24 protein-coding genes are annotated in these 22,858 nt (G+C 46.5%); 5 read left to right on the top strand and 19 right to left on the bottom strand.

Going from position 1 to position 22,858, the window contains the following annotated elements; genetic code table 11:
• Positions 1-37: 37 nt before the first annotated feature.
• From KNQ18_RS12570 to KNQ18_RS12550, 5 genes are all read right to left on the bottom strand, one after another.
• A complete protein-coding gene (locus KNQ18_RS12570) occupies positions 38-1,429 on the bottom strand; it encodes an MBL fold metallo-hydrolase (RefSeq protein ID WP_215085050.1) in 1,392 nt (463 codons plus the stop codon).
• 22 nt (positions 1,430-1,451) lie between these two features.
• Positions 1,452-1,745, bottom strand: a complete 294-nt coding sequence (locus tag KNQ18_RS12565) for a rhodanese-like domain-containing protein (protein WP_215085047.1) — start codon at positions 1,743-1,745, stop codon at positions 1,452-1,454.
• Between the two features lie 129 nt (positions 1,746-1,874).
• Positions 1,875-3,731, bottom strand: coding sequence for an ABC transporter ATP-binding protein (locus KNQ18_RS12560; RefSeq protein ID WP_285800535.1), 1,857 nt, complete (start codon positions 3,729-3,731; stop codon positions 1,875-1,877).
• Positions 3,728-5,452: an ABC transporter ATP-binding protein gene (locus tag KNQ18_RS12555; RefSeq protein ID WP_215085045.1), complete on the bottom strand. Its 1,725-nt coding sequence runs from the start codon at positions 5,450-5,452 to the stop codon at positions 3,728-3,730. Before KNQ18_RS12555 ends, KNQ18_RS12560 begins: the two co-directional genes overlap by 4 nt.
• Positions 5,445-5,930, bottom strand: a complete 486-nt coding sequence (locus tag KNQ18_RS12550) for a MarR family winged helix-turn-helix transcriptional regulator (protein ID WP_029343299.1) — start codon at positions 5,928-5,930, stop codon at positions 5,445-5,447. Before KNQ18_RS12550 ends, KNQ18_RS12555 begins: the two co-directional genes overlap by 8 nt.
• A 157-nt stretch (positions 5,931-6,087) precedes the next feature.
• On the opposite strand from KNQ18_RS12550, the gene KNQ18_RS12545 reads away from it, so the two are divergent.
• Positions 6,088-6,429 carry an ASCH domain-containing protein gene (locus tag KNQ18_RS12545; protein WP_214861441.1) on the top strand — a complete coding sequence of 114 codons (342 nt, stop codon included), beginning with the start codon at positions 6,088-6,090 and terminating at the stop codon, positions 6,427-6,429.
• A gap of 46 nt (positions 6,430-6,475) precedes the next feature.
• Here KNQ18_RS12545 and KNQ18_RS12540 read toward each other — a convergent pair whose 3' ends face one another.
• Entirely contained in the window at positions 6,476-7,345 is an 870-nt protein-coding gene (locus KNQ18_RS12540; RefSeq protein ID WP_058703546.1) for a cation diffusion facilitator family transporter, read from the bottom strand.
• A 299-nt stretch (positions 7,346-7,644) separates the two neighbouring features.
• Here KNQ18_RS12540 and KNQ18_RS12535 point away from each other — a divergent pair, with 299 nt between their 5' ends.
• Positions 7,645-7,968 carry a thioredoxin family protein gene (locus KNQ18_RS12535; protein WP_023466923.1) on the top strand — a complete coding sequence of 108 codons (324 nt, stop codon included), beginning with the start codon at positions 7,645-7,647 and terminating at the stop codon, positions 7,966-7,968.
• 38 nt (positions 7,969-8,006) lie between these two features.
• Here the strand turns inward: KNQ18_RS12535 and KNQ18_RS12530 are convergent, their stop codons facing one another.
• The 11 genes from KNQ18_RS12530 to KNQ18_RS12480 form a co-directional block, all read right to left on the bottom strand.
• On the bottom strand, positions 8,007-8,303 hold the full coding sequence (locus tag KNQ18_RS12530) for an excalibur calcium-binding domain-containing protein (protein WP_029343294.1): 297 nt from the start codon (positions 8,301-8,303) through the stop codon (positions 8,007-8,009).
• A 114-nt stretch (positions 8,304-8,417) separates the two neighbouring features.
• Entirely contained in the window at positions 8,418-9,272 is an 855-nt protein-coding gene (gene rsiV, locus KNQ18_RS12525; RefSeq protein ID WP_215085044.1) for an anti-sigma-V factor RsiV, read from the bottom strand.
• Positions 9,256-9,774 (bottom strand): RNA polymerase sigma factor SigV, encoded by a 519-nt coding sequence (locus KNQ18_RS12520; RefSeq protein ID WP_082874247.1) that lies wholly within the window; start codon positions 9,772-9,774, stop codon positions 9,256-9,258. The genes rsiV and KNQ18_RS12520 overlap by 17 nt, the downstream gene beginning before the upstream one ends.
• Positions 9,775-9,883: 109 nt before the next feature.
• Positions 9,884-10,045, bottom strand: a complete 162-nt coding sequence (locus KNQ18_RS12515) for a hypothetical protein (protein ID WP_215085042.1) — start codon at positions 10,043-10,045, stop codon at positions 9,884-9,886.
• A gap of 18 nt (positions 10,046-10,063) precedes the next feature.
• Positions 10,064-10,537, bottom strand: coding sequence for a hypothetical protein (locus KNQ18_RS12510; RefSeq protein ID WP_215085040.1), 474 nt, complete (start codon positions 10,535-10,537; stop codon positions 10,064-10,066).
• A 377-nt stretch (positions 10,538-10,914) separates the two neighbouring features.
• Positions 10,915-13,272: a carbohydrate binding domain-containing protein gene (locus KNQ18_RS12505; RefSeq protein WP_215085038.1), complete on the bottom strand. Its 2,358-nt coding sequence runs from the start codon at positions 13,270-13,272 to the stop codon at positions 10,915-10,917.
• Between the two features lie 61 nt (positions 13,273-13,333).
• Positions 13,334-14,680 carry a GH1 family beta-glucosidase gene (locus KNQ18_RS12500; protein ID WP_035399106.1) on the bottom strand — a complete coding sequence of 449 codons (1,347 nt, stop codon included), beginning with the start codon at positions 14,678-14,680 and terminating at the stop codon, positions 13,334-13,336.
• Between the two features lie 23 nt (positions 14,681-14,703).
• The gene (locus tag KNQ18_RS12495; protein WP_081637442.1) at positions 14,704-15,627 is read right to left on the bottom strand and encodes a carbohydrate ABC transporter permease; all 924 of its coding nucleotides are present in this window, start codon (positions 15,625-15,627) and stop codon (positions 14,704-14,706) included.
• 3 nt (positions 15,628-15,630) lie between these two features.
• Entirely contained in the window at positions 15,631-16,527 is an 897-nt protein-coding gene (locus tag KNQ18_RS12490; RefSeq protein ID WP_023466912.1) for a carbohydrate ABC transporter permease, read from the bottom strand.
• A 60-nt stretch (positions 16,528-16,587) separates the two neighbouring features.
• Positions 16,588-17,895, bottom strand: coding sequence for an ABC transporter substrate-binding protein (locus KNQ18_RS12485; RefSeq protein WP_214813519.1), 1,308 nt, complete (start codon positions 17,893-17,895; stop codon positions 16,588-16,590).
• A 204-nt stretch (positions 17,896-18,099) separates the two neighbouring features.
• Positions 18,100-19,113, bottom strand: a complete 1,014-nt coding sequence (locus tag KNQ18_RS12480) for a LacI family DNA-binding transcriptional regulator (protein ID WP_215085036.1) — start codon at positions 19,111-19,113, stop codon at positions 18,100-18,102.
• A gap of 221 nt (positions 19,114-19,334) precedes the next feature.
• Between KNQ18_RS12480 and KNQ18_RS12475 the strand changes: the two genes are divergently transcribed.
• Both KNQ18_RS12475 and KNQ18_RS12470 read left to right on the top strand, forming a co-directional pair.
• Positions 19,335-19,766 (top strand): VOC family protein, encoded by a 432-nt coding sequence (locus KNQ18_RS12475; RefSeq protein ID WP_215085034.1) that lies wholly within the window; start codon positions 19,335-19,337, stop codon positions 19,764-19,766.
• Between the two features lie 146 nt (positions 19,767-19,912).
• Positions 19,913-20,380, top strand: a complete 468-nt coding sequence (locus KNQ18_RS12470; protein WP_215085033.1) for a hypothetical protein — start codon at positions 19,913-19,915, stop codon at positions 20,378-20,380.
• A gap of 93 nt (positions 20,381-20,473) precedes the next feature.
• Here the strand turns inward: KNQ18_RS12470 and KNQ18_RS12465 are convergent, their stop codons facing one another.
• Positions 20,474-21,274, bottom strand: a complete 801-nt coding sequence (locus tag KNQ18_RS12465) for a P-loop NTPase family protein (RefSeq protein WP_215085031.1) — start codon at positions 21,272-21,274, stop codon at positions 20,474-20,476.
• Between the two features lie 127 nt (positions 21,275-21,401).
• Between KNQ18_RS12465 and KNQ18_RS12460 the strand changes: the two genes are divergently transcribed.
• Positions 21,402-22,364: an HNH endonuclease gene (locus tag KNQ18_RS12460; RefSeq protein WP_215085029.1), complete on the top strand. Its 963-nt coding sequence runs from the start codon at positions 21,402-21,404 to the stop codon at positions 22,362-22,364.
• 47 nt (positions 22,365-22,411) lie between these two features.
• On the opposite strand, the gene KNQ18_RS12455 is transcribed toward KNQ18_RS12460, so the two are convergent.
• Positions 22,412-22,858, bottom strand: a complete 447-nt coding sequence (locus KNQ18_RS12455; RefSeq protein WP_075642716.1) for a hypothetical protein — start codon at positions 22,856-22,858, stop codon at positions 22,412-22,414.

The following is a 22,858-nucleotide window of genomic DNA, read 5'->3' as shown; positions in this document are numbered from 1 at the left end:
AAACTGGATGGCATATGCTGCCATCCAGTCCGCCGTCTTATGATGTTTGTTGATTCAAAATCGTGCGCATCGCTGCATATCCACCTTCAATGTTAACGACATCCTTAAATCCGAGTGACTGTAGTACACTGACCGCCATTCGAGAACGAACACCGGATGCACAGTGTACGGCAAGTGGACGATCGGTCGGTAATTCCTCCTGACGAGCCACTAGCTTTCCTAAAAGAATCCGTCGTGCTTGATCATAATGTTGGCTGTCCCACTCTGTTTTGTTCCGGACGTCGAGGACGTAGACTTCTTGTCGCTCTGCAGCTGCTAGCGCTTCTTCTGCCGTCCAGTCCTCATAACGTTCCGTTAGCATCGATGCTGGTACTGCTTGATGATCTGCCCAGTAAGTGATCCGATCGAGTCCAATTGATTGAAGATCCCGTTGAATATCTTCACGCTGTTCCGGCGTCGACAAAATCGCGATGTCATGGTCAAAATCGAGTAACCAACCAGCCCAAGTAACGAATTTATCATCGTACGGAATATTGATCGTACCTGGAAGATGTCCATTCCGGAACGACTGACCATCTCGCGTATCAACGATCTGTATCGAAGACGTCCACGCTGTCGGATCCTCGTTCGTCACGAGTTCAGGAATCTCCGTCGTCAAAGCAATTCCTTCTTTATTGACGCGTTTCATCATCGCGAAATAGTTCGGTGGTTCTGTTTGATCCGTCGTTAGTTCCCGAATGAATGCATCTTCGTCTTCCATCTGCAACGCCCAGTTCGTCGCTTTTTCATAGCCGACCGTCGATGTCGGAACGGCTCCGAGCGCTTTCCCACAAGCGCTGCCAGCACCATGTCCCGGCCAAATTTGGACAAAATCAGGTAGCTCCTTGAAACGTTTTAACGAAGCAAACATCTGCTTCGCTCCAACGGCTGTCGTTCCTTTGATACCAGCTGCTTCTTCGAGTAGATCGGGACGACCGATATCACCAACAAAGACGAAATCGCCTGTAAAGATGCCCATCGGTACTTGTTGATTTCGGTCGAATAATAAGAAGGAGATATGTTCTGGCGTATGCCCTGGTGTGTGCATGACTTCTAGCGTCACATTCCCGACTTTGAACCGGTCACCATCTTTGACAAGTTCATGGTGAATATCCGAGACAAATTGATATTTCCAGTTTTCGTCTCTTTCATCTGACAGGTAAGCCGTCGTGTCGTATCGTTTTGCAAACTCTTGTGTACCTGAGACGAAGTCTGCATGAATGTGCGTTTCTGCTGTAGCAGTAATCCGAAGACCTTCTTTTTTAGCCACCTCTAGATACAGTGTAATATTCCGTGCAGGATCGATGACGATCGCTTCTCCTGTCATTTGACACCCGACCATGTATGACGCCTGCGCTAATTTTTCATCATAGAAATATCGTAACAACATTTTGTATACCCCCTTTAGTATATTAAACGATGGTTCCTTCGTAGCTCATCATGCCGCCGCTGACATTCGTCACATCGAATCCTGCTTGCTCCAAGTACATCGCCGCATTCATGCTGCGACCACCAGATAGACAGATGATATGGACCGGACGTGACGCGTCGAGTTCATCCGTTCGCTCTGTCAACTCGGACAATGGAACGTTTTTGGCTTCAGCGATATGTCCGCTTTCGTATTCATCGATTTCACGAACATCAATCAATTGGATCGTACTTTCGGTTAACGTCTGCTGTAATTGGTCTGTCGTCATCTGTTTCATCAAGATTCCTCCTAGTAGATGCCTTGCGGCTGTAAAGTTGTTGAATTCAATATACCCCCTACCGTATATAAGTTCAAGAAAAATGCACACAAAAAAACAGCATCGTCAAAATGACGACACTGTCCTACCTCAAACGACTTCTTTTTCAGAGAACTGACTGTTGTACAGAACTGCATAAAAACCGTCTGCTTCGAGCAATTCTTCATGTGTGCCCTGTTCGATGACACTTCCTTGATTCATGACGAGAATCAAATCGGCATCCTTGATCGTTGAGAGACGATGGGCAATGACGAAGCTTGTCCGTCCCTCCATCAAGCGACGCATTGCTTGCTGGATGAAGACTTCTGTCCGTGTATCTACACTAGAGGTCGCTTCATCGAGAATCATGATCGGCGGATCGGCAAGAACGGCCCGAGCGATCGTCAACAACTGTTTTTGACCTTGCGAGATGTTCGAGGCTTCCTCGTTCAAGACCGTATCATAACCGTCCGGCAACGTCCGGATGAAGTGATCAGCGTGTGCCGTTTTGGCTGCAGCGATGATTTCCTCCTCGGTCGCTCCACTCTTACCGTAAGCAAGATTATCTCGGATCGTACCATTGAAGAGCCACGTATCCTGTAAGACCATCCCGAACGTCGTCCGTAAGTCTTCGCGTGACATCTCGCGGGTATCGATACCGTCAATCCGGATCGTCCCCCCGTTCAACTCATAAAAGCGCATCAATAGATTGATCATCGTCGTCTTACCGGCACCCGTCGGTCCAACGATTGCGACCGTTTGTCCCGGTGTTACATCGATATTCATGTCCTCGATCAAGAGATCCTTTCCGTAACCAAAATCAACGTGTTCGAACGCGACCGCTCCTTCAGCCTGCGCGAGACGATGTGTCTTCACTTCCTTGATTTCTTCTTCTTCGTCTAGTAATTCAAAGACACGTTCTGCTGCCGCAACCGTCGATTGAACGATGTTCGCGATGTTCGCCGTCTGTGTGATCGGTTGCGTGAACTGGCGTGTATAGGTGATGAACGCTTGGATATCCCCGATCGAGATCGCCCGTTGCGTGACGAGAATCCCGCCGACGATACTGATCAGGACGTAACTGATATTTCCGATGAACATCATCATCGGCATGATGATCCCGGAGATGAACTGTGCTTTACGTCCTGCTTCATATAACTCTTCATTGACGGCATCAAACTGCTCGACCGCTTTGCGTTCATGTCCGAACGCCTTGACGACTGAGTGTCCGGTATACATCTCTTCGACGTGTCCGTTCAATTGGCCAAGTGTCCGTTGTTGGTCAGCAAAATACTTTTGAGAACGTTTCAAAATCGGTCGGATCGCAAAGATCGAAACCGGTAACGAAACGAGCGAAATCAGTGTTAACAGCGGACTGATCGTCAACATCATGATCAGAATCCCGACGATTGTCACGATTGAGGTGATGAACGATGTCACACTTTGTTGTAACGTACTGCCGATCGTATCGATATCGTTCGTCACGCGGCTGAGTGTCTCCCCGTTCGGACGACCATCGTAGTATTTCAACGGCAGGCGTTCGAGTTTATGATTGACGTCTTCGCGTAAATCGTAGACTGTTTTTTGAGCGATACCTGACATCAAATACTGTTGCAAGTAATTAAACAGACTACTGATGATATACAGTCCAGCGAGCCAGAGCAGGATCTGTCCGATTTTCGTGAAATCGATTGCTGCTCCCGGTACACCTTGGAACTTCGCATATGCCCCTTCAAACAATTCCGTGATTGCCGTCCCCATGATTTTCGGACCGGCAATCATGAAGACCGTACTGAGGATGGCTGCGAGGAAAACACCAACGAGTGCCGTTCGACGCGGACGCAGATACCGAAGCAGACGACGGAACGTTGCTTTGAAATCCTTTGGTTTTTCTCCGAGCATCATCATATTTCCGCCACCGGGACCACCAGGCGGAGGACCGCCGGCAGGTCGTTTTTTCTCACTCATGCGATTTCCTCCTCTGATAGTTGTGACTTAACGATTTCCTGATAGACGGCATTGTCAGCAAACAATTCATCATGCGTTCCAATTCCAGCGACTTTCCCTTCATCCAGGACGATGATTTGATCGGCATCGATGACGGTGCTGACACGCTGAGCGACGATCAAGACGGTTGCCTCGCGTGTTTCTTCCCGTAAGGCTTTCCGAAGTGCCGCATCAGTTTTAAAGTCGAGCGCCGAAAAACTGTCATCAAAGACATATAAATCTGGTCGACGAACGAGGGCTCGCGCAATCGACAACCGTTGTTTTTGCCCACCGGAGACGTTCGATCCACCTTGTTCGATCCGTGCTTCGTAACCGTCCGGCATCCGTTCGATGAAATCGGTCGCTTGTGCGATTTGCGCCGCATGCGCGACTTCTTCGTCTGTCGCGTCCTCTTTCCCGAAACGAATGTTTTCAGCGATCGTACCCGTGAACAGTAGCGCCTTTTGGGGAACGAAGCCGATTTTCGACCGCAGTTCCTCTTGCGGTACATCCTGGCTATCGACACCGTTGACCCGGATGCTCCCTTCCGTCACGTCATAAAAACGAGGAATCAAATTGACAAGAGTTGATTTACCGGAACCCGTTCCGCCGATCACAGCCGTCACTTCACCTGGTCGTGCCGCAAAGCTGATGTCGGATAAGACAGGTGTCTCAGCACCTGGGTAACGGAACGTGACACGATCAAAGACGAGCGTTCCTTTTTCACGGTCAGCGGTTTGTGTCCCCTCATCTGTCATCGTTGGTGTCATCTCGAGAACTTCATTGATCCGTTTCGCCGAGACAGCTGCTCGCGGAATCATGACGAACATGACCGACGCCATGACGAGCGCGAACATGATTTGCATGACGTACTGGATGAATGCCATCAAATCCCCGATTTGCATGCCGCCATTATCGATCCGAATGCCCCCGAACCAAATGACACCGACGACCGTCAAGTTCATGACGAGCATCATCACTGGCATCAAGAACGCCATGATTTTATTGACCTTGATCGAGACTTCTGTCAAATCCGCGTTCGCTTTTGTCAATCGTACTTGTTCATCACGTTCCCGGTTAAAGGCACGGATGACACGGATCCCGGTCAAGTTCTCCCGCAGGACAAGGTTCAAACGATCGAGTCGTTTTTGGACTTTCCCAAACAACGGAACCCCTTTCCACAGAATCAACAGGATTGATATCACAAGGACCGGCATCGCCGCAACGATGACGAGCGAGAGTTTGGCATCTTTTGAGACGGCCATGATCAATCCACCGATAAACATGATCGGTGCGCTGACGACCATCCGTAACATCATAATGACGACTTGTTGAACTTGTGTGATATCGTTCGTCGTCCGCGTAATCAATGACGCCGTTCCGACTTGGTCAAACTCTTGCAGGGAGAACCGTTCGACATGATTAAAGACTTGACGACGGATATCCCGTCCGAGTCCCATCGATGCCTTCGATGAGTAATAACTGGCGGCAACCGCGGCTAACGCTCCGATACCGGTAATCCCCAGCATGACGCCACCAATTTCCCAGATATACGCGGTATCGCCGGTAACGACGCCTTTATCGATGATGTCCGCCATCAGTGTCGGTAAATACAAATCGGACATCGACTGCGCAAAAACCAAGACGAGCACAGCAAGGACCGCCCATTTATAGACCGTCAACCGTTTGAGTAACTTAATCATCCGAACATCCTCCTTTCAGATCTGGACGTAAAATCTGACCGATTCCCTCAGCAATCACTGCGTGTGTTTCAAGCATCTGTTCGAATACGTCCGGGTCAATCGTCGCAAGCACTTGCTCCAGTTGACGTTGCATCCCCTTCTCTTGTTCCTTGATGTCAGTGACGAATTGCTGCCCTTGATCACTAAGCTTTAAGACGACTTCCCGTCGATTGTCGGGATTCGTCTCCCGAATGACCCAGCCCGATTGGACGAGACCTTCAATCGACTGACTGAGGGTACTTTTCGGTAAGTGCGTATGTGCAGCGAGCTCTTTTTGCGAGATCGGTCCACGCGGTGCAATCGTCATCAAGCTATGAAATTGCGGTAAACTGAGTCCGTTTTCCTGTGCCGTCTGATGCGCTGCTCGGACCAGATGGCGCTGGACATTCCAAAACGACTGCATCATCGCAGTCGAACGGGTCGTTTCCGTTTGATCCATCTTGTTTCGCCTCCTTGTTCCATTTCAAATCGTTCCAAAAGGAACAATTACTTATATGAATTAAATTACGCCGATTATTTTTGATTGTCAACGAAAAGGCAATGTGAAAAATCACATAGTTTTTGCTATGCTCAAGGAACACAAGGAGTGAGCATAGATGAGACATGAAATGGGATTATTTGAAGAACCGTTTCGTTCGATTGAACAAGGACGAAAGACCGTCGAGATTCGACTAAATGATTTAAAACGACAACAGGTAAAAGTCGGTGATCAGATTCGGTTCACGCATACGGAAACGAGCGAGACACTACTTGTTCGTGTAACAAAACGACAAGTCTTTCCTGATTTCCGAGCGCTTTATGAACACATTCCAAACGAAGCTATCGACTGTGTCGGTTGGTCGCTCGACGAACTCGTAACGTCAACTTACTCGATCTATTCAAAAGAAGCCGAGCAACAGTACGGGGCACTGGCTCTGACGATCACATTAGAACCATAAAAAAACGTCTTTTCTACGCTTACAGTAGAAAAGACGTTTTTTCGATTCATTCCGGTTCGACGTGAACATGGATATCGTAGACACCATATTCTTCCGTCAGTGTATCTTCAACACGTGTCGCAATATCGTGCGCCTGATGGATATTCAATGTGGAGTTGACGAGGATAACAACATCGACGACTTCATTGTTGCCGTAGTTACGTCCTTTGATTGACTTGATCCCTTTGACACCTTCGAGATCGAAGATGACATCTTCATACATCTTCAGCTTCTTCTCATCGAAGCCATCCGTCAGTTCGTGTGACGCTTCCGTGAAGATGTCCCATGCTGTCTTACAGATCAAGAAGCCGACGATGATCGCGGTCACGACATCGAGCCATGGCATACCGAACTGTGAACCGACGATCCCGATTGTCGTCCCGACACTGACCCACGCATCGGATAAATTATCTTTCGCTGCTGCCATGACGGCTTTACTATCAATCTCCTCGGATAATTTCTTATTGTAGCGGTACACGAAGTACATCACGAGGGCTGAACCGATTCCGACGTATGCTGCGAGGATATCCGGTGACTCCTGTTTGCCTTCGAACAACGTCGAGATTGTATCGATCAAGACTTGAAGACCGACTGCCATCATGATGAAGGAAGCTACGAGCGAGGCAATCGTCTCACTTTTCCAGTGTCCGTACTTGTGATCGTCATCTGCCGGACGTTGCGAAATCCGTAAGCCGATCAAGACAGCGATCGACGCGATGATGTCCGTCGCGTTGTTCAAACCGTCCGCCCGGAGTGCGGCAGAATCTGCTGTATACCCAATGATTAATTTTAAAGATGATAACAAGATATAAGCTGCGATACTGATCATCGCACCGCGTTCGCCGCGTTTTAGATTATCGTATTTTTGTTGTTCCATTCTCGTCGCCCCCACTTTCTCTGCGATTAGCAAACCTCATCGTACCAGTCAGAAATCGAGTGGGTCTAGAGAAATCATTTTGTTTCGAACTAGGTAATTAACAAAAGCGCAATAATGTTTCCCTACACCAAAACAGGTTCAATAGAGCCATGTGGCGTTTTTGAAGAAAATCAGCAACATTACCTTAAAGAGCAACCAACTTTTTTGACTTGTCAGACTCTTTAACAAACATAATTCGTGCAAGTTCTGAAGGGAATCGGTAGACTAAAGATACAACACCAAGAGGAGGAGTTCTCACAATGGCAGAATTCATTAAGAGTGAAGAAACATTCAAGGAATTGATTTCAAGTGATGCACCGGTCATCATTAAGTTCGAAGCAGACTGGTGCCCAGACTGCAAACGGATGGATTACTTCATGCCGGACGTCGAGTCACAATTCGACCACTTACCAATCCACACGATCGACAAGGATGAGTTCCCTGAAATCGCATCGAACCATGATGTCATGGGAATCCCAAGCTTGCTCGTCTTCAAAAACAATGAAAAACTGGCGCACTTGCACAGTGCAAATGCTAAAACACCAGAAGAAGTTACAGCCTTCTTAAAGCAAAACTTCAACTAAGCAAAAATAACCTGACGCCGCAGCGTCAGGTTATTTTTTTAACGTTCACACGCGATGCCGTCTTTATCCCGGTCGCTCTTCGTGTTTAAGTTATACGTCGCAAGGCTCACGTACGCCTTGTACTTCGTTGCTTTATAGATCGGTTTTCCGTTCTTGTCATACCCTGTCCGATTTTTTAGACCCGCTTTTTTGGCGACACCGCCTTTGTACGTCTTCTGCATTTCCGTACAGTTCTTAAAGGCTTTTGCTTTCGTTGCCGCTTCACTGGCTGCTGGAACATGGATCAAGGCGAGACTGACGACACCCGCTAGTACAAGCCGACTCCATTTTTTCATAGGGATTCCTCCTTTTTTCAAAAAACGACAATTTGTCTTTTGATTATAAGAGGTCATTTTAAAAAATTGTTTTCTTTTTTCATTTTTACATCAATGATTTTTAAAATCTGACAATCAACGAATATAGGACGAGCTGACGAGGTCATCTTTTAAGATTGACGTCGGGATCTTGAATTCGACGATGCCCATATATCCTGGCGCGATGCTGTACTCATCAAACGACAGGACTAATTTGTGATCTGCCGTAATATAGAAGTTTTGTTTCGCTGAAATCTGCTTGAACTGCTCGTCCTCCAGTACATCCGGTGTTCCTTCGACGAAGTAGACCTTCCCTTCATCGGCTTTCATTTGGCGACGCATCTCTTCTTTTAGATACTCACTGATCGTCGTGATATATCCGTCATCCTTAAACAAGGACGGTAACGTCAGGACAAGTTGTTGTTTCTTATCAATCGTATCGTACTGAACGCTTTCCGATGCACTTGCCCGTGTCTCGGTAACGGTTCGCCCGATCGACAACAAGTCGTCTGTATCCGTCTTAACGTCGTAGCGGCTATCGACGGCAAATACCCCTTCCTGTCCGTTCGTCTCCTGTTTGAACTTTTCGTAGAGTGCTTGTCCTTCCGCAATATACTTTTCGTTCAGTTGTTGCTCGAGTGCTTTGTCCGGTAACGTCACTTGAGGGGATTTGATATCAGCCGACTGTTGTGTCTTCGTCTCTTTCCAGTCGATCGTCACGATCTCAGTCAGTTGACCAAAGACCGGCACCTTCGCCATCGCGTCCGCAAATGATGTACTGCTATTTAATCCGCCGACGAATAACGTGATGGCGGCGGCTGTAATCAGTACGGATCGTTTCGTCCGCGAAGGACGCGTCCGATGCTCGACTCGGGCAATCATTTCATCGAGTTCTTTTGGAACCGGTGGTTGTTGGTATGCCTGTTTCAGATCATCAAGTTTGTTCGACATCTAACTCATCTCCATTCAATTTCATTTTCAGTAAGGTCAACCCTTTATACAGCCGGGACTTGGTCGTACTTAAATTCAGCTCTAAAATCGTCGCGACGTCTTTTAAAATCAAGTCCTCGAAATAGTGTAAGATGACGACTTCCCGGTACATGACCGGTAGCTCCTCGAGCGCCTGTCGTAAATCGGAATCCGGGTATGTATCTTCTTTCGTCGCGACGAGTTCGATCAGTCGATCCGTGTCGTAACTGATACTATGCTGACGCTTCCGGATCGCATCAATCGCTGTTCGTGTCAAAATTTGATAGAACCAGGCTTTCATCCGTTCCTCATCCTCGAGTCGATCGAGCGACTGTAACGCTTTTTGGATGCTGTCCTGAATGACATCCAGGCTATCCTGTTCATTTTTCATATAACTGTAGGCTAACCAGTAGAGATTCGGTTTGTATTGCTTTAAAAAACGGACGAATGCTTTTTCCCGTTTTCTCATTTGACGAGAGGTCATAGGCCGCGGCTCCTTTTTTCGATATCGTTCTGTGTATACATCATTAAGACGGGCGAGTCGAGAAAAAAGTTGACGACACAACAAAAAAAGGTGACACCAGGTCACCTTTTCATGGAGCAGACTTCATTAAGATAAGAATGATCAACAGAAACGGAACGATGAAAAGTAATGGAATGCCGACGATCGTGACGCATCCCACATCGATTTTCCGTTGTTTTCGGCGTTCACGTTTCCTCGTCCGTTCTTCGCGCTCATTCACGGGACTCAACATACCATTCACCTTTTCTACTTAATAATGCAAATGCCGCGATGTATCATTCCAGACCTTTACGTAGAGCGTAATCAAGGCGATACCGTACAAGACACTCATGTATAACGAAAACTCACCAAACAATACATCGGTCCAGGCATTTAATCCAAACAATGGGATAACGAAGAGAAAATAGAACACGAACTGAACACTCGCCAATGCATCAAACCAAATCGTTTCAGAAAATGCGCCTTCGAGTAACGAAACACCATAAATGAATAACGCTGCAGCGAGACCAATCCGGATATACCAGACCACGAGGCGAAGCGTCTTTTCTTCCTTCATATAGAATAGCGACCCGACTAGAATAACGAGCCAGACGACGGAGGCGATGCTTTGCCAGCCGTTAATCGTGCCGTCCGGATGGAGCATGGCGGACCATCCATTGATGCCGATCATGCCAAGTAAACCTACGATGAAGATGAGCCGATACGGTATGTACCTTTGACGCATGACGTTTCCTCCTCTGAAAACGAATAGATGTCACTTCTACATTGTATATTCCATATGATGGGTTTTATTCCTTTTTCATCACGAAAAATAGTTCGGCTTTTTTGTTTAAGCTGATGACACTACAACAAGGGCTAACTCATCAGTCAGTCTATACAAAAGATAAGGGTGGCAGAATGATGATCTGCCACCCTTATCTCGTAAAAAAGAATGACGCGTTGCACGCCACTCCTACAGGAAGAAGCGCATTTTTGCGCTGTCAGAGACAAACAAGACCCGCTTTCCTGCTTGGATGAAGCAGGAAAACTGGCTTGTGTCTCGCCTGTGGAAAGAGCGTGCAAAGATGAGTCATTCTTTTTTGAGTCAAACCCTTGTTTCGGTCATTCCTTCACTTTAAGATTCACATCATCAATCGTCACGTCATGGGCGGCGAACGGCGAACCTTCCGCGCGTCCCATCAAGAACTTCAACGCCCCTGTATCAGCTTGTCCCATCGTAAACGTATAGCTGTACGTTTTCGGTGTCGTCGTGATCGGCTCGACTTGACTGAAGTAACGCGTGTACGAAGAATTTTCGATCGTTACTTCGATCGGACGCGGCACGGTCGACGATGCCGTGAAGCTTAGCTCATATGTTTTGCCTTTCGCGAGTGACAAGTTTCCTTGCTCGAGCAAGACACTCCATGGTTCTTGTCCTTCCGCTCCGATTTGGATGCGTGCTGCTTCATTGACAGCTTCGATAGCGGCTTGCGCATCATAGTGGACGTATGACGACCACGACGTTATTCCGTTTGCGAACGAACCGTTCTTCAGTGGTGACGGATCAACCGGCACCGGTGTCACATCAATCAACTCCACATCATCGAGCGAGATTTTCCCGGCTTGTCCACTGAAGTCAAACACAAGCTGATTGTCGTCTGCCGTTTGTGTAGCCGTAAACGGAATGTCAACAGTCGTTGCTTGTTTCGTCAACGGTACAGTCGTCTGTTTCAATTGCTCTTGTGCCCCAGTGATTTTCACCTGAAGTGACTTGGCTTTTTTCGCACCTGCCGTGAACCGAAGCTGATACGCATGCCCGGCTTCTAGTTGAAGTCCCTTTTGCGTTAAGCGAGCCGTCGTTTTTTGTCCATGTCCTTCATAACGGAAATCACGTGACTCGGGATCAACAGACCCTGTCGTCCGTTTACTACCGTCGAAGTGCCAATACGTCAAACGATCCATCGCCCCTTGATCGAACGTCCCGTTATAGACGAGGTTCCCGTCCGCGAGTGCCGGTTTCGTTGCATCTTCATCGATGACACCGCGCGGAATCTGCTCGACACGGACGTTCCCGATCTGAACGTTGGCTTTCTCAAGTCCGAGGTTGAACTCAAGACGTGCCGCGAGATCCGTCTCTGCTGCCATATCAAACGTGAACGTATGCCGTTTGACGCTTGGTGTCAGAGCAATCGACTGTTCATTTGAATATTTCGTGTACCCACGCTCTGCTCCACCGCCGACTTTGACCATCATCTTCCGGTCTGCTGTGCTGCTCGCGTCAAAGCTGACTTGGTAACGTCCACCTTGCGCAAGGGATACGTTTTGAATCAGTTGATGAGAATACGTCTGTGAACCGGGCTGATCAATCGTGACGTCCGCCATCCGTTGCCCCTCTTTTTCGATGATCGCAAGACTTCCTTTACCACCGAAGTCTGGGAGCGTGACGTAGTTCCAGTACAGCGGATCAAACGACTGATTCCCGGTGATCATCGTGACCGGTTGTTCAAACGTTGCATCGTAGACGAGGTTGCCGTCGATCGGTTGCTTGGCTCCATCCGGTAACGTCACGTTTTCGTAGGTCGGTTCGACCGGTTCACGGTACGCTCGGTTTTTTAAATCATAGACACGGACGTAGTCGACTTCCATCTCGGCTGGGAACTTCGTCGTCGCATCGACTTCTCCATCGAACCAACCGCCGACCGCGAGGTTCATGACGAGATAGAAGTTTTGGTCGAACGGTGCCGGATAACTATAGTTCGTTGCTGCGTTCAAGCCTTTACTGTACCAATCATTTTGTGTTTGATAGAGGTTGCCGTCAACGTACCAACGGAGCTCACCCGGCTCCCACTCGACCGCGTACGTATGCCATTGGTCGATCCGCTGTCCGTCTGGGAAGTGATAGTCTTTCCCCGTATATTTATTGTTTGGCCAGTTTTCTCCGTAGTGAATCGTTCCAGCGACCTTGTCCGGCTGACTGCCCCAAGCTTCCATCACGTCAATCTCACCGGACGCTGCCCAGGCCCCGTATTTATCTTGCTCCGGTAACATCCAGAACGCAGGCCAAAGCCCCTTTCCGGTCGGCAGCTTCGCTTTGATCTCATAACGACCGTACGTCTTACTGAACAACCCTTTCGTCTTCAACTTCGCTGACGTGTAATCGTATGTACCGAGATCATCCGTCGTCTTTTCCTGCTTCGCCTTGATGACGAGTTTCCCGTCACGAATAAACGAGTTGTCCTGCTTCGTCGTATAGTATTGTTTTTCATTGTTGCCCCAACCCGGTGAGACCGGTTGTCCGTTCGCATCCTTGATCCAGTTCCCCGTATCATAGGTCCATTTCGTCCGGTCGAGTTGTTTCGCCTGAAACTCATCCGACCAGACGAGTTTCCACTTCGTCTCTTTTTTGTCTGCCTTTGCGTCGACCGCTTGACCGCTCAGCAATAAACCGGTCCCGACCGCCAGTGCTACCCATGTCTTCATGTCTGTTTCCTCCTCTTAGTCAAAAAGAGGCAAGGACGAATGTTCGACCTTGCCTCCTTTGTCACGCTTCTTGCGGAATCGTTGCCTTATGTTGCTCGATGACGCCCGCATACCAGTGGGCGCTGTCTTTCCAAATCCGTTCCTGTGTCTCGAAATCGACGTAGAGAATCCCGAAGCGCTTATCGTAGCCGAAGCTCCACTCGAAGTTGTCGAGCAGTGACCAAAGATAATAGCCTTGGATGTTCATCCCTTCTTCGTTTAAATCAGACACGGCTTGCAAGTGTTGTGCGACGTAATCGATCCGGTTCTGGTCAGCGACGCGACCATCGACTAATTCATCGTCGAATGCGGCACCGTTTTCCGTGATGTAGATCGGTAAATCCGTATACTCGGCACGCAAACGACGAATCAAGTCCTTGAATTCGCTCGGGGCGATATCCCAGCCCATGCCTGTCTTGTCGTAATCCGAGTACGCATCCTTCTGCAGGAAGTCGTTCGCAGCACTAAACTCGACGAGGTTGCGGCTATAGAAGTTGATACCGAAGAAATCACACGGGACGGAGATCGTCTCCATGTCACCTTCCTCGATGAACGCGTAGGAATGGACGTATTTCGAGAACAGGTTCATCATATCGACCGGATACTGACCTTTGAAGACTGGATCGAGGAACCACCGATTCGCGTATCCGTCTGCATTGTTCATGGCCAGCTGATCGTTGACGGAATCCGTCTTCGCATACTTCGGTGCCAAGTTTAACGTGATACCGATCGGTGTGACCGATTTGAACTCACCCTTCAATAGCTCGACTGCTTTTCCGTGTGATAACAACAAGTGGTGTACGGCACGAACGGCTTCGTTCATATCCGTGTGACCCGGTGCATGTTGTCCGAGATGGTAGCTGAGGAACCCGGCACACCACGGTTCATTGTGTGTGATCCACGAATCGACGATCCCGTCGAGTTCCGCAAAACACGCGCGGGCGAAGTCAAGGAACCAGTCGACCGATGCCCGGTTGACCCAGCCGCCTTCTTCATGTGCCCAAAGTGGTAAGTCCCAGTGGTACAACGTCACGGCTGGCTTGATACCTTCTGCCCGCAGACGTGTCGCGAGTTTCTTGTAGAACGCCATGCCTTCCGGATTATAGACCCCTTTTTGCGGGAAGATCCGTGGCCAGGCAATCGAGAAGCGGTACGTGTCGACGCCGAGACGTTTAATGTGCTGAATGTCTTCTTCATAACGGTGGTAATGGTCACAAGCGACATCACCGTTATGTTTTTCGAAGACTTTTCCGTCCTCATCACAGAAGGCATCCCAGATCGAAGGCGTACGTCCGCCTTCGTTGTGGGCTCCTTCGATTTGATACGACGACGTCGCCGTTCCGAATACGAAGTTCGGTGCAAATTTCATATGTGTAATCTCCTTTAAGCTACTTATTCTTTAACGGCACCTGCCGAGATACTGCTGACGATATATTTCGAGAGGAACAAGAAGGCGATCATGATCGGCACGACAGAAATCGCGATCCCGAGATAGAGCGAGCCTAAGTTCTCTGCGACTTGTGATCCTTTCAAGAAGCCCATCAAGACCGGGAGCGTATACTTCTCTGGAGAGAAGAGTAAGACGAGCGGCATGATGTAGTTGTTCCATGAACCGATGAACGTAAAGATCGACATCGTTGCGATCGCCGGCATCATCATCGGCAAAGCGATCGTATGGAAGATCCGGAACTCACTCGCTCCGTCCATCCGTGCTGCCTCGATCAAACTCGGGTGCAGGACGGTCTGGACATATTGTCGGACAAAGAAGACCGTGAACGGACTCGCGATCGCCGGAACAATCAACGGGATATAACTATCGAGCAACCCGAGATTTTTACTTAATTCGTAGAACCCGATCAAACCGAGTTGACCCGGAACCATCATCATGACGAGCATGAAGACAAACATCGCGTTCTTGCCTTTGAACTGATAGAAGGCAAATCCGAATGCTGTCAACGCTGAGAAATAACCCGATAAAACAGTGACGAGGACAGCGATGATCAAGCTGTTCTTGAAACCGGACCAGATGTTGACGTACGAACTGAGTGCGGCGTAGTTCTCAGCAAGCGAGTTCCCCGGAATCAACGAGAACCCGGACAAGACTTCTTCGTTCGAGCGCGTCGCGTTGATGATCATCATCAAAAACGGGATGATACAGGCGATCGTTAAGACGACGAGACCAATATAGATGACACTTTTGCCGAACCAGGCTTTCTTTTGTTTCGGTGGTGGCGTCAACTTGAGCGGGCGTTCGGAACGCTCCGGTTGTTCCTCCGTTTGTGGCACGATCCGACGTGCTTCTGCATTTCGTTCCATCGGTCAGGCTCCTTTCGGCGAACGTTCTTTTCGGAACATCCCTTTGAAGACGATGATTGAAAAGACGAGCGTGATGGCAAACAGTCCGTATGCGACAGCAGCGGCGTAGCCATAGTTGTTGTATTTGAAAGCTTGGTTATAGAGATAGAGCACCATCGTGTTCAAGGCACCATCTGGCGCACCAACACCATCCGTGATCAACATCGGCAGATCGAACAATTGCAGACCACCGATCAAGGATGTGATCATGATGTAGAGCAAAATCGGTTTTAAGAGTGGCAACGTGATGCGCGAGAAGATCTGCCAACGTGTTGCCCCGTCAATCAAGGCTGCTTCGAAGTAGTCCTTCGAGATCCCGGATACGCCCGCCATGACGACGATGAACGAGTGACCGAGCCACATCCATGTCAGGATGAGCGAGACGGAAATTTGTGCTGTCACCGGTTGCGTCAACCAGTTGATTGGCTCCGAGATGATTCCGATTTTCATCAACATCATGTTCAGTGAACCATGCTGCCAGTCGAGCAAGATGCCGAACAATAAGGCGACCGAGCTGATCGTGATCAAGTTCGGTAAGTAGAACGTCGCCCGGAAGAAGGCAAGTCCTTTTAATTTCAACTGGAGATCCGAGAACAACAAGGCGAGTAGTAAAGCGCCGCCGATCTGAAGGATGAAGTTCAGACCCCAAATCTTCAGAGTGTTAAAGAACGCTTCGATGAAGTACGTATCCCCGAGTAACCGCGTATAGTTCGCGAGTCCGACGAGTTGTTCGCCTTCAGCGCCCGTGTAGTTCGTGAAGCTGTAATAGAAAGTCAAGGCAACCGGATAGATGCTGAAGATCAAGAAGACGATCCAAAACGGTGCGATGAACAGATACCCATGGCGATCGAGTTTTTTCACAGGTCAAACCCCTTTCTTAAACAAGAAGAGGTGAGGCGAGGATCGCCCCACCTACTCTCCTTATTCCGGTACTTTTACGTCCGGATACGCGTTTTTGACTTTTTTGTAGAACTCAGCAAGTGCTTCGTCTTTTGATTTTTTACCTTGGACGTATTCCATGACCGATGCACCGTACAATGTATCGAGCTGTTGGTCATATTTCGTGACGATCCCTGGTGTGATCTTATCTGCTTGATCAAGGAAGAACTCATAGTTGTTCTGTCCGCCGAGGAACTCATCTTTGAAGTCTGTCTTGATTTTTTCAGTAACTGGTTTGTACGCTAACACGTCACCTGTTTCTTTTGCCCAGTCCGTTAAGAACGCTTCGTCTTGCGTCATCATCTTGACGAAATCATACGCAAGCTTTTGTTTCTTCGAATCTTTGTAGACACCTAACCATGTACCGCCCCAGAAGTATGGACTCGGTCCGCTTGTGACCGCCCAGTCACCCGCTGATTTTTTCGCGTTTTCTTTGAGGACACTGTGAAGACCCCATGTCGGGAGGACGTAAGAGAAGACTTCTGTTTCAGTCTCTTTACCGTTTTCTTTAACTTTGACCGGTTTATCCATGCCTGCGAACCATGATGGTGACCATTCTGGTGCAAGTGCTGTGTATTGTTTCGTCCGAAGTTCTTTTGCGTAATCCATGTAATCTTTCTTGTCTTGCGTCAAGACGAGCTCTTGCTTATCGTTGACCCAAGGTTGTGGGTCGTTTCCTTGTGCGAACCAACGGATCGATCCTTCATCCGGGAACATCTTGTAACCTTTGCTCTTCATTTTTTCAGCGACTTCGAAGACGCCGTCCATCGAGTCCATCATGCCGCCGATCTCTTTTGGATCATCTGTGCCGAGGACTTTTTTCGCGATGCTACGTTTGTAGTAGACGCCACCTGGTGTCGTTTGCCATGACAGCGCACGAACGTTGCCGTCTTTATCTTTTCCCATGTCATAGACGTACGGGATATAGTCATCTTTGACTTCGTCTGCGTTAAACGGTTTTTCAGAGAGGTTCGCCCAGTAGCCGGCATCAACCCACTGTTTGAGGAACGCGATCTCGCCTGTGAAGATATCCGGTGCTCCGACGCCACTTTCAAGGGCTGGTTTCAATTTCGTCGGGTAGTCAGCGATCGGTACGATCGTCAATTCGACTTTGACTCCGTTTTTCTCTTCGAACTTTTTGATTGGCTCTTTTAACTCATCCGTGAACGACCAGATTTTTAAGACGTCTTTCCCGCCGCTCGTCTTTTCTTCGCTGCTACCTGTACATCCAGCAAGGACGCTTGCTGTTAACGCACCGACTGTTAACACGCTAACTAATTGCTTCTTCATCTCATCTCATCCTTTTGTTAAGTATTCCGCTTATAGGTAAGCGGTTTCAATTTGTTATTCAAAAATATCGAAAGCGCTTTCGAAAAGGCTTTAAAGAAAATTCCCGAAAGCCCTTTCGGAAAAAGTGATAAAAAATGATTTCGAAATCGCTCTCGCTTTTCCTCACTGACAACGAGCGAGAGCGATTCCGAAACAATGATTGTGTTATTCAGGTACTGGACCTGTCGATTGACGAACCATCAAGTTAACCGGGATGACATCACGTGTCGTGACCCGTTTTTTATTGACGATTTGTTCAATCAAGACTGATGCTGCTTGCTGACCGATCGTTTCCGTATCTTGCCGGACTGTCGTCAGTTTCGGTGTGATGTACTGCGACATGTAGATATCATCGTACCCAACGACTGAGATGTCTTCCGGAATCCGTAACCCGGCTTCATGAATCGCCTCAATCGCACCGATTGCCATTTCATCCCCAGCAACAAAGACTGCTGTCGGTCGTTCAGGTAGTGCCAGCAACTCGTTCATTGCCCGCTTGCCTTCTTCCCCGGAAAAGAATCCCCCGTTGACGAGATATCCGCCTGGAATCGGCAAATCAAGTTGTTCCATCGCTTGCTGATAGCCTTCAATCCGCGCTCTTCCCGCATCTGTCGACGTATCTCCCGCAATGTGGGCGATCAACCGATGACCGAGTTCGTGCAAATGATTGACGGCGAGCGTGCCACCGGTGATGTTATCCGAGTAGACGACACTACAATCGGCACTGTCCATGTCGACGACGACGATTGGAATCGTACTTTGAATCAACTCCTGGACGTGCTGGTCCATCTGATCGGAACAGATGACGACAATGCCGTCGACTGCCCGGTGCCGGAAATGCTCGAGGTAACTCATATCGCGATTGCGTAAGTTCCGCGATGCGAAGATGAGGTCATACCCTTGTTGTTCTGTTGCTTTTCGGAAACTCTCAATGATCGCGTTGAAGAACGGATGCATCATTCCGACGCCATGTGCTTCCGAGAACATGACACCGATCGTCCACGAACGTTTCGTCGAGAGCGACTGGGCGTGCGCGTTCGGTAAGTATCCCATCTCGGCTGCTGCTTGGACGATTTTTGCTTTCGTCTTTTCGCTGACATCTGAATAATTATTTAAGGCTTTTGAGACCGTTGTAATTGAAAAACCGGTCATCTTCGCTAAATCATAAATTGTTCCCATGCTACTCACTCCATTTCACCGAAAGCGCTTTCGATAAATTTAGTATACGAAGTCTCTCTGGAAGTTGCAACCTATTTTTTAATGAAAAATTTGATAAAATGAAAACGTTATCATTTATACTGGATTCAATACAAAAAGAACTCGTTTTTTCTTTTAATACGAACAAATGTTTGGCATACTTAAAGAAACATACTTCGCCTTTTAAAGAGAGGAGCTTTCCCATGCCAATTAATCCGTATCTCATCTTCAACGGCAACACGCGCGAGGCAATCACGTTCTATGCACAGGTTTTCGGTCAAGAACTACCGGACATCATGGAGTTCGGACCAGGTCCCGGTCCTGATGGCCAGCCCTACCCTAAAGAGATGCAGTCGCTTGTTCTACATGCTGAACTGATCGTTCATGGTACCCGCTTAATGTTCTCAGACGCAATGCCACATGATCCGGTCACGATTGGTCAGAACGTTACCTTGGCGCTCCACTTATCTGACGTGGATGTGTTACAGAAGACATTTGATCAACTCGCAAAAGACGGTAACGTCATCATGCCGATCCAAAAGACATTCTGGAGTGAAGCATACGGAATCGTCGAAGATGCGTTTGGTGTCCAGTGGCAAGTCAATCATGTAGTGAGTGAAGTAACTACCACTTAATATTTTCAGGCGACTTTTATTACAAAAGTCGCCTTTTCCATGAGTAACATACCGCCCCACTCTTTCTATCCATTCAAATTTCTACAATAAATTTTTTATGGATTAAAATGAAGAGGATACTTCTAATGAATTAAGGAGCGTACTTTATGGATATCCAAACCTTTATCTATTTAGAGAATGAACAGAATCATGTGAACATCACAGAACAAGATCGCATTCAAGTATACATTCAGCAAAAAGAGGATTGGTTAGAAGATGGCTTTTTAAATTTAGACGGTACGATTTCTTTTACCCAGAATGGAATCATACAAGGAGCCGATCACTCAGACGAACTTGCACCACTGTGGCAGTACTATGCAGATGCTTTGAAAAACTGTCTAGAGGATGACTCTGCTACGTTTTATTATCCGAACACACCTATCGAAGTGTGCTTAAAAAAGGTAGGTAAATATCGATTATCATTAACCATTGATCAAGAAGAAGCAGTCTATAATACATCAGACTTCATTCAAGCTTTTAAACAAGCAGCTCTATCTTTTCATCAGCTCGTCGAGGTTATTTCTGACCGAAAATACGAGGATGATTTACTCGAAAAAATCGAGAACTTGTCATAATGATAAAAGGCGATTCCGTGACTTGGAATCGCCTTTTAATTAGCTCTCGCTTAAAGAAGTCGAACGCACAGTTGACTGAATCAACTGCTTTAATCAGACTTGTCTTGCTTCAACTGAAAAATCTTCATTTTTGAATACCTCTACTCTAAATGGGATTAATTCGAACAACTGACGCTCCAGCACTTGCCGTGCTTGTAAAATCGCAATCGTCCCTTCCACTCCTGATAACGAGCGATTCACACCATATGCTTGCTCTGTGTAATAGGATACGAATCCGTCCGCCCATTCTGTCGGACGCTCTTTTAGTGCTTTACGGAAGCTTCGTTCTACATCCGGTTGATCAACATAGACGAGAACTGGTTGCAGTGGCGCGATAATCGCTACTAAGCGTTCAATATACGCTCGTAACGTCTCTTCCGGTAGATCGTATTTGATGAGCCCCATCGTCAATGGATTTTGCAAGAAGCAGCATTCAAAAACATACGTTATATCCGTCGTTAATGCTTGAGCGACGAATTCTTCCCACTTCTTAAATATCAATGACTGATGTAACTCAAATGGTAGTTCATAGATATCTCTTGCTTGCAGAAACGCAAGTGCTGCTTCAGGAATATCCTTTTCTGACTGCCACTGGCGATATGATACCAGTACGTAGTCATTGAACACCTCAGTAAATCGTAAGACATCGAGTGAAGCATACTTGCTTTGAAAATCCGTCCATTCATTCATCGTTAAGTAAGCGACACTCTCATAATCCGTAGGATGGTTGAGGTCTCCTTCGATATGAAGACGCGTATCAGGTTGTTGCTCTTGTAGCAAATGAGTTAATGCTTCAGCTGTTGTTGTTTTGCCCGAACCTGGGAGTCCTTCGATAAGAAATAATCTTTTGGTCATAAAAGCCCTCTTTTAGTTAAAAAAGTATTAAATCGTCATTCAATTATTTTTATAGTTTGTAGTATGGTAAATTAACAATATAATTGTTGCGATATAAAGAATTTCAAAATACTGTGAGGTGCTTTTATTGGGTTGGAAATTAGATATTGCAGAAGCACAGGAAAGTTATTTATCGGAAAGCGATTTATGGCGTCTAACACAGCAATTCTTAATGCATTCAACTCATACAACTACCTATAAACATATCTTGATGAAAGCATTATTAGAGTCGATTGCTGAAACTGACGAGACAGGAAAAATCACTTTTTTAGAAATATCTAAGCATGTTTCTAAAATTTACTGGAATTTAGTCATTACACATGGATTGCGTCAGGTTAATGTAAAAAATGGACAAAGTTCTGTAGAGAAGATTTTAATAGATTTCCAAGAAACACATTGTATACCTTCAAACTGGAACTTTGAAAAATTATCTACAGCTCATCAGAACGAGTTAATTAAACTTATTAATATCGTCTACAAAAAGTATGTCTATGGTTCATTTTACTCGTCATTTGATGGAACAATTTATTCTTTTAATAAGAAGGAAGAATGGATTAAACTTGTACCTAGTTATCTAGTTTTCTTCGAAAAGTACAAGCGTATCTTAATGAACATTACAAATTATCAGCTATCTATATTCTTAGAAAAGTATAATTCTAGTCATTTAATGAAAAACATATTAAGTAAAGTCGAATTTGTATCAGCAAGACATTCTTTAGCTGAGTTTAAAAATATACTATTGCTCCATGGTCAAACTACTTGTTTTTATTGTCATAAAACATTACAAAAAGTACACGTAGATCATTTTATCCCGTGGTCCTACACTCAAAATGATGTACTTTGGAATTTTGTATTGTCCTGTCCCACTTGTAACACAAGTAAAAATAATAAAATTGCACAAAAAGATTTTTTGTACAGCTTGATAGATCGAAATGAACAATTAAATGCTGTAATTCATATGAGAAACTATACCGAAAATAAGCTGAAATATACTTACGAATATGCCATTCAAAACGGATTTAAAATATGGACTCCAAATAGAACCTACTAATTATTGATTTTTTTGGTATACAAAATAAAAGTAGGTTCTTACTTCTTTTAGAGATGATCTTTAAATAACTTTTCTGTAACTAAACGATCCCTATAGTTTTGTAACGATTCTTCATTCTTAAATTCATATAACAATTCAATGTAACGGTCTATTGCATTGCTTCCACTGTTTTTGATGAGTGTTTCATATAAATGAGACACTCCGCCAGCAGCGTAGTTTTCAATTCTCTGTAACTCTTCTTTCCCAGGTTCAACTTCTCCAAACTCATCATAAATAATAGAATTAATAAGTAATTCGTCATCAATTGAAAAAACAGATTCATTAAAAGACTCAGCATTTTTACCTCTTTTAAACGCAATCACTTTACCGGTTTCACGTCCAATCATTAATCCAGCCATAAAAATATCTTTAAATGTGTTGAAAAATCCAAATTCTCCTTCGCGATGTAACTCATCGTATTCATGTTGTTGTTCTAAACTTCGTGATAGTCGCAT

The organism is Exiguobacterium sp. s78 (assembly GCF_018618985.1).
GTDB classification, from domain to species: Bacteria; Bacillota; Bacilli; order Exiguobacteriales; family Exiguobacteriaceae; genus Exiguobacterium_A; species Exiguobacterium_A abrahamii.
This window is presented reverse-complemented; position numbering and strand designations above follow the sequence as displayed.

What these genes read in the sequence shown, in the direction of transcription:
- KNQ18_RS12570 (WP_215085050.1), bottom strand. Translation starts at nt 1,429, where the DNA reads ATGTTGTTACGATATTTCTATGATGAAAAATTAGCGCAGGCGTCATAC.
- KNQ18_RS12565 (WP_215085047.1), bottom strand. Translation starts at nt 1,745, where the DNA reads ATGAAACAGATGACGACAGACCAATTACAGCAGACGTTAACCGAAAGT.
- KNQ18_RS12560 (WP_285800535.1), bottom strand. Translation starts at nt 3,731, where the DNA reads ATGAGTGAGAAAAAACGACCTGCCGGCGGTCCTCCGCCTGGTGGTCCC.
- KNQ18_RS12555 (WP_215085045.1), bottom strand. Translation starts at nt 5,452, where the DNA reads ATGATTAAGTTACTCAAACGGTTGACGGTCTATAAATGGGCGGTCCTT.
- KNQ18_RS12550 (WP_029343299.1), bottom strand. Translation starts at nt 5,930, where the DNA reads ATGGATCAAACGGAAACGACCCGTTCGACTGCGATGATGCAGTCGTTT.
- KNQ18_RS12545 (WP_214861441.1), top strand. Translation starts at nt 6,088, where the DNA reads ATGAGACATGAAATGGGATTATTTGAAGAACCGTTTCGTTCGATTGAA.
- KNQ18_RS12540 (WP_058703546.1), bottom strand. Translation starts at nt 7,345, where the DNA reads ATGGAACAACAAAAATACGATAATCTAAAACGCGGCGAACGCGGTGCG.
- KNQ18_RS12535 (WP_023466923.1), top strand. Translation starts at nt 7,645, where the DNA reads ATGGCAGAATTCATTAAGAGTGAAGAAACATTCAAGGAATTGATTTCA.
- KNQ18_RS12530 (WP_029343294.1), bottom strand. Translation starts at nt 8,303, where the DNA reads ATGAAAAAATGGAGTCGGCTTGTACTAGCGGGTGTCGTCAGTCTCGCC.
- rsiV (WP_215085044.1), bottom strand. Translation starts at nt 9,272, where the DNA reads ATGTCGAACAAACTTGATGATCTGAAACAGGCATACCAACAACCACCG.
- KNQ18_RS12520 (WP_082874247.1), bottom strand. Translation starts at nt 9,774, where the DNA reads ATGACCTCTCGTCAAATGAGAAAACGGGAAAAAGCATTCGTCCGTTTT.
- KNQ18_RS12515 (WP_215085042.1), bottom strand. Translation starts at nt 10,045, where the DNA reads ATGTTGAGTCCCGTGAATGAGCGCGAAGAACGGACGAGGAAACGTGAA.
- KNQ18_RS12510 (WP_215085040.1), bottom strand. Translation starts at nt 10,537, where the DNA reads ATGCGTCAAAGGTACATACCGTATCGGCTCATCTTCATCGTAGGTTTA.
- KNQ18_RS12505 (WP_215085038.1), bottom strand. Translation starts at nt 13,272, where the DNA reads ATGAAGACATGGGTAGCACTGGCGGTCGGGACCGGTTTATTGCTGAGC.
- KNQ18_RS12500 (WP_035399106.1), bottom strand. Translation starts at nt 14,680, where the DNA reads ATGAAATTTGCACCGAACTTCGTATTCGGAACGGCGACGTCGTCGTAT.
- KNQ18_RS12495 (WP_081637442.1), bottom strand. Translation starts at nt 15,627, where the DNA reads ATGGAACGAAATGCAGAAGCACGTCGGATCGTGCCACAAACGGAGGAA.
- KNQ18_RS12485 (WP_214813519.1), bottom strand. Translation starts at nt 17,895, where the DNA reads ATGAAGAAGCAATTAGTTAGCGTGTTAACAGTCGGTGCGTTAACAGCA.
- KNQ18_RS12480 (WP_215085036.1), bottom strand. Translation starts at nt 19,113, where the DNA reads ATGGGAACAATTTATGATTTAGCGAAGATGACCGGTTTTTCAATTACA.
- KNQ18_RS12475 (WP_215085034.1), top strand. Translation starts at nt 19,335, where the DNA reads ATGCCAATTAATCCGTATCTCATCTTCAACGGCAACACGCGCGAGGCA.
- KNQ18_RS12470 (WP_215085033.1), top strand. Translation starts at nt 19,913, where the DNA reads ATGGATATCCAAACCTTTATCTATTTAGAGAATGAACAGAATCATGTG.
- KNQ18_RS12465 (WP_215085031.1), bottom strand. Translation starts at nt 21,274, where the DNA reads ATGACCAAAAGATTATTTCTTATCGAAGGACTCCCAGGTTCGGGCAAA.
- KNQ18_RS12455 (WP_075642716.1), bottom strand. Translation starts at nt 22,858, where the DNA reads ATGCGACTATCACGAAGTTTAGAACAACAACATGAATACGATGAGTTA.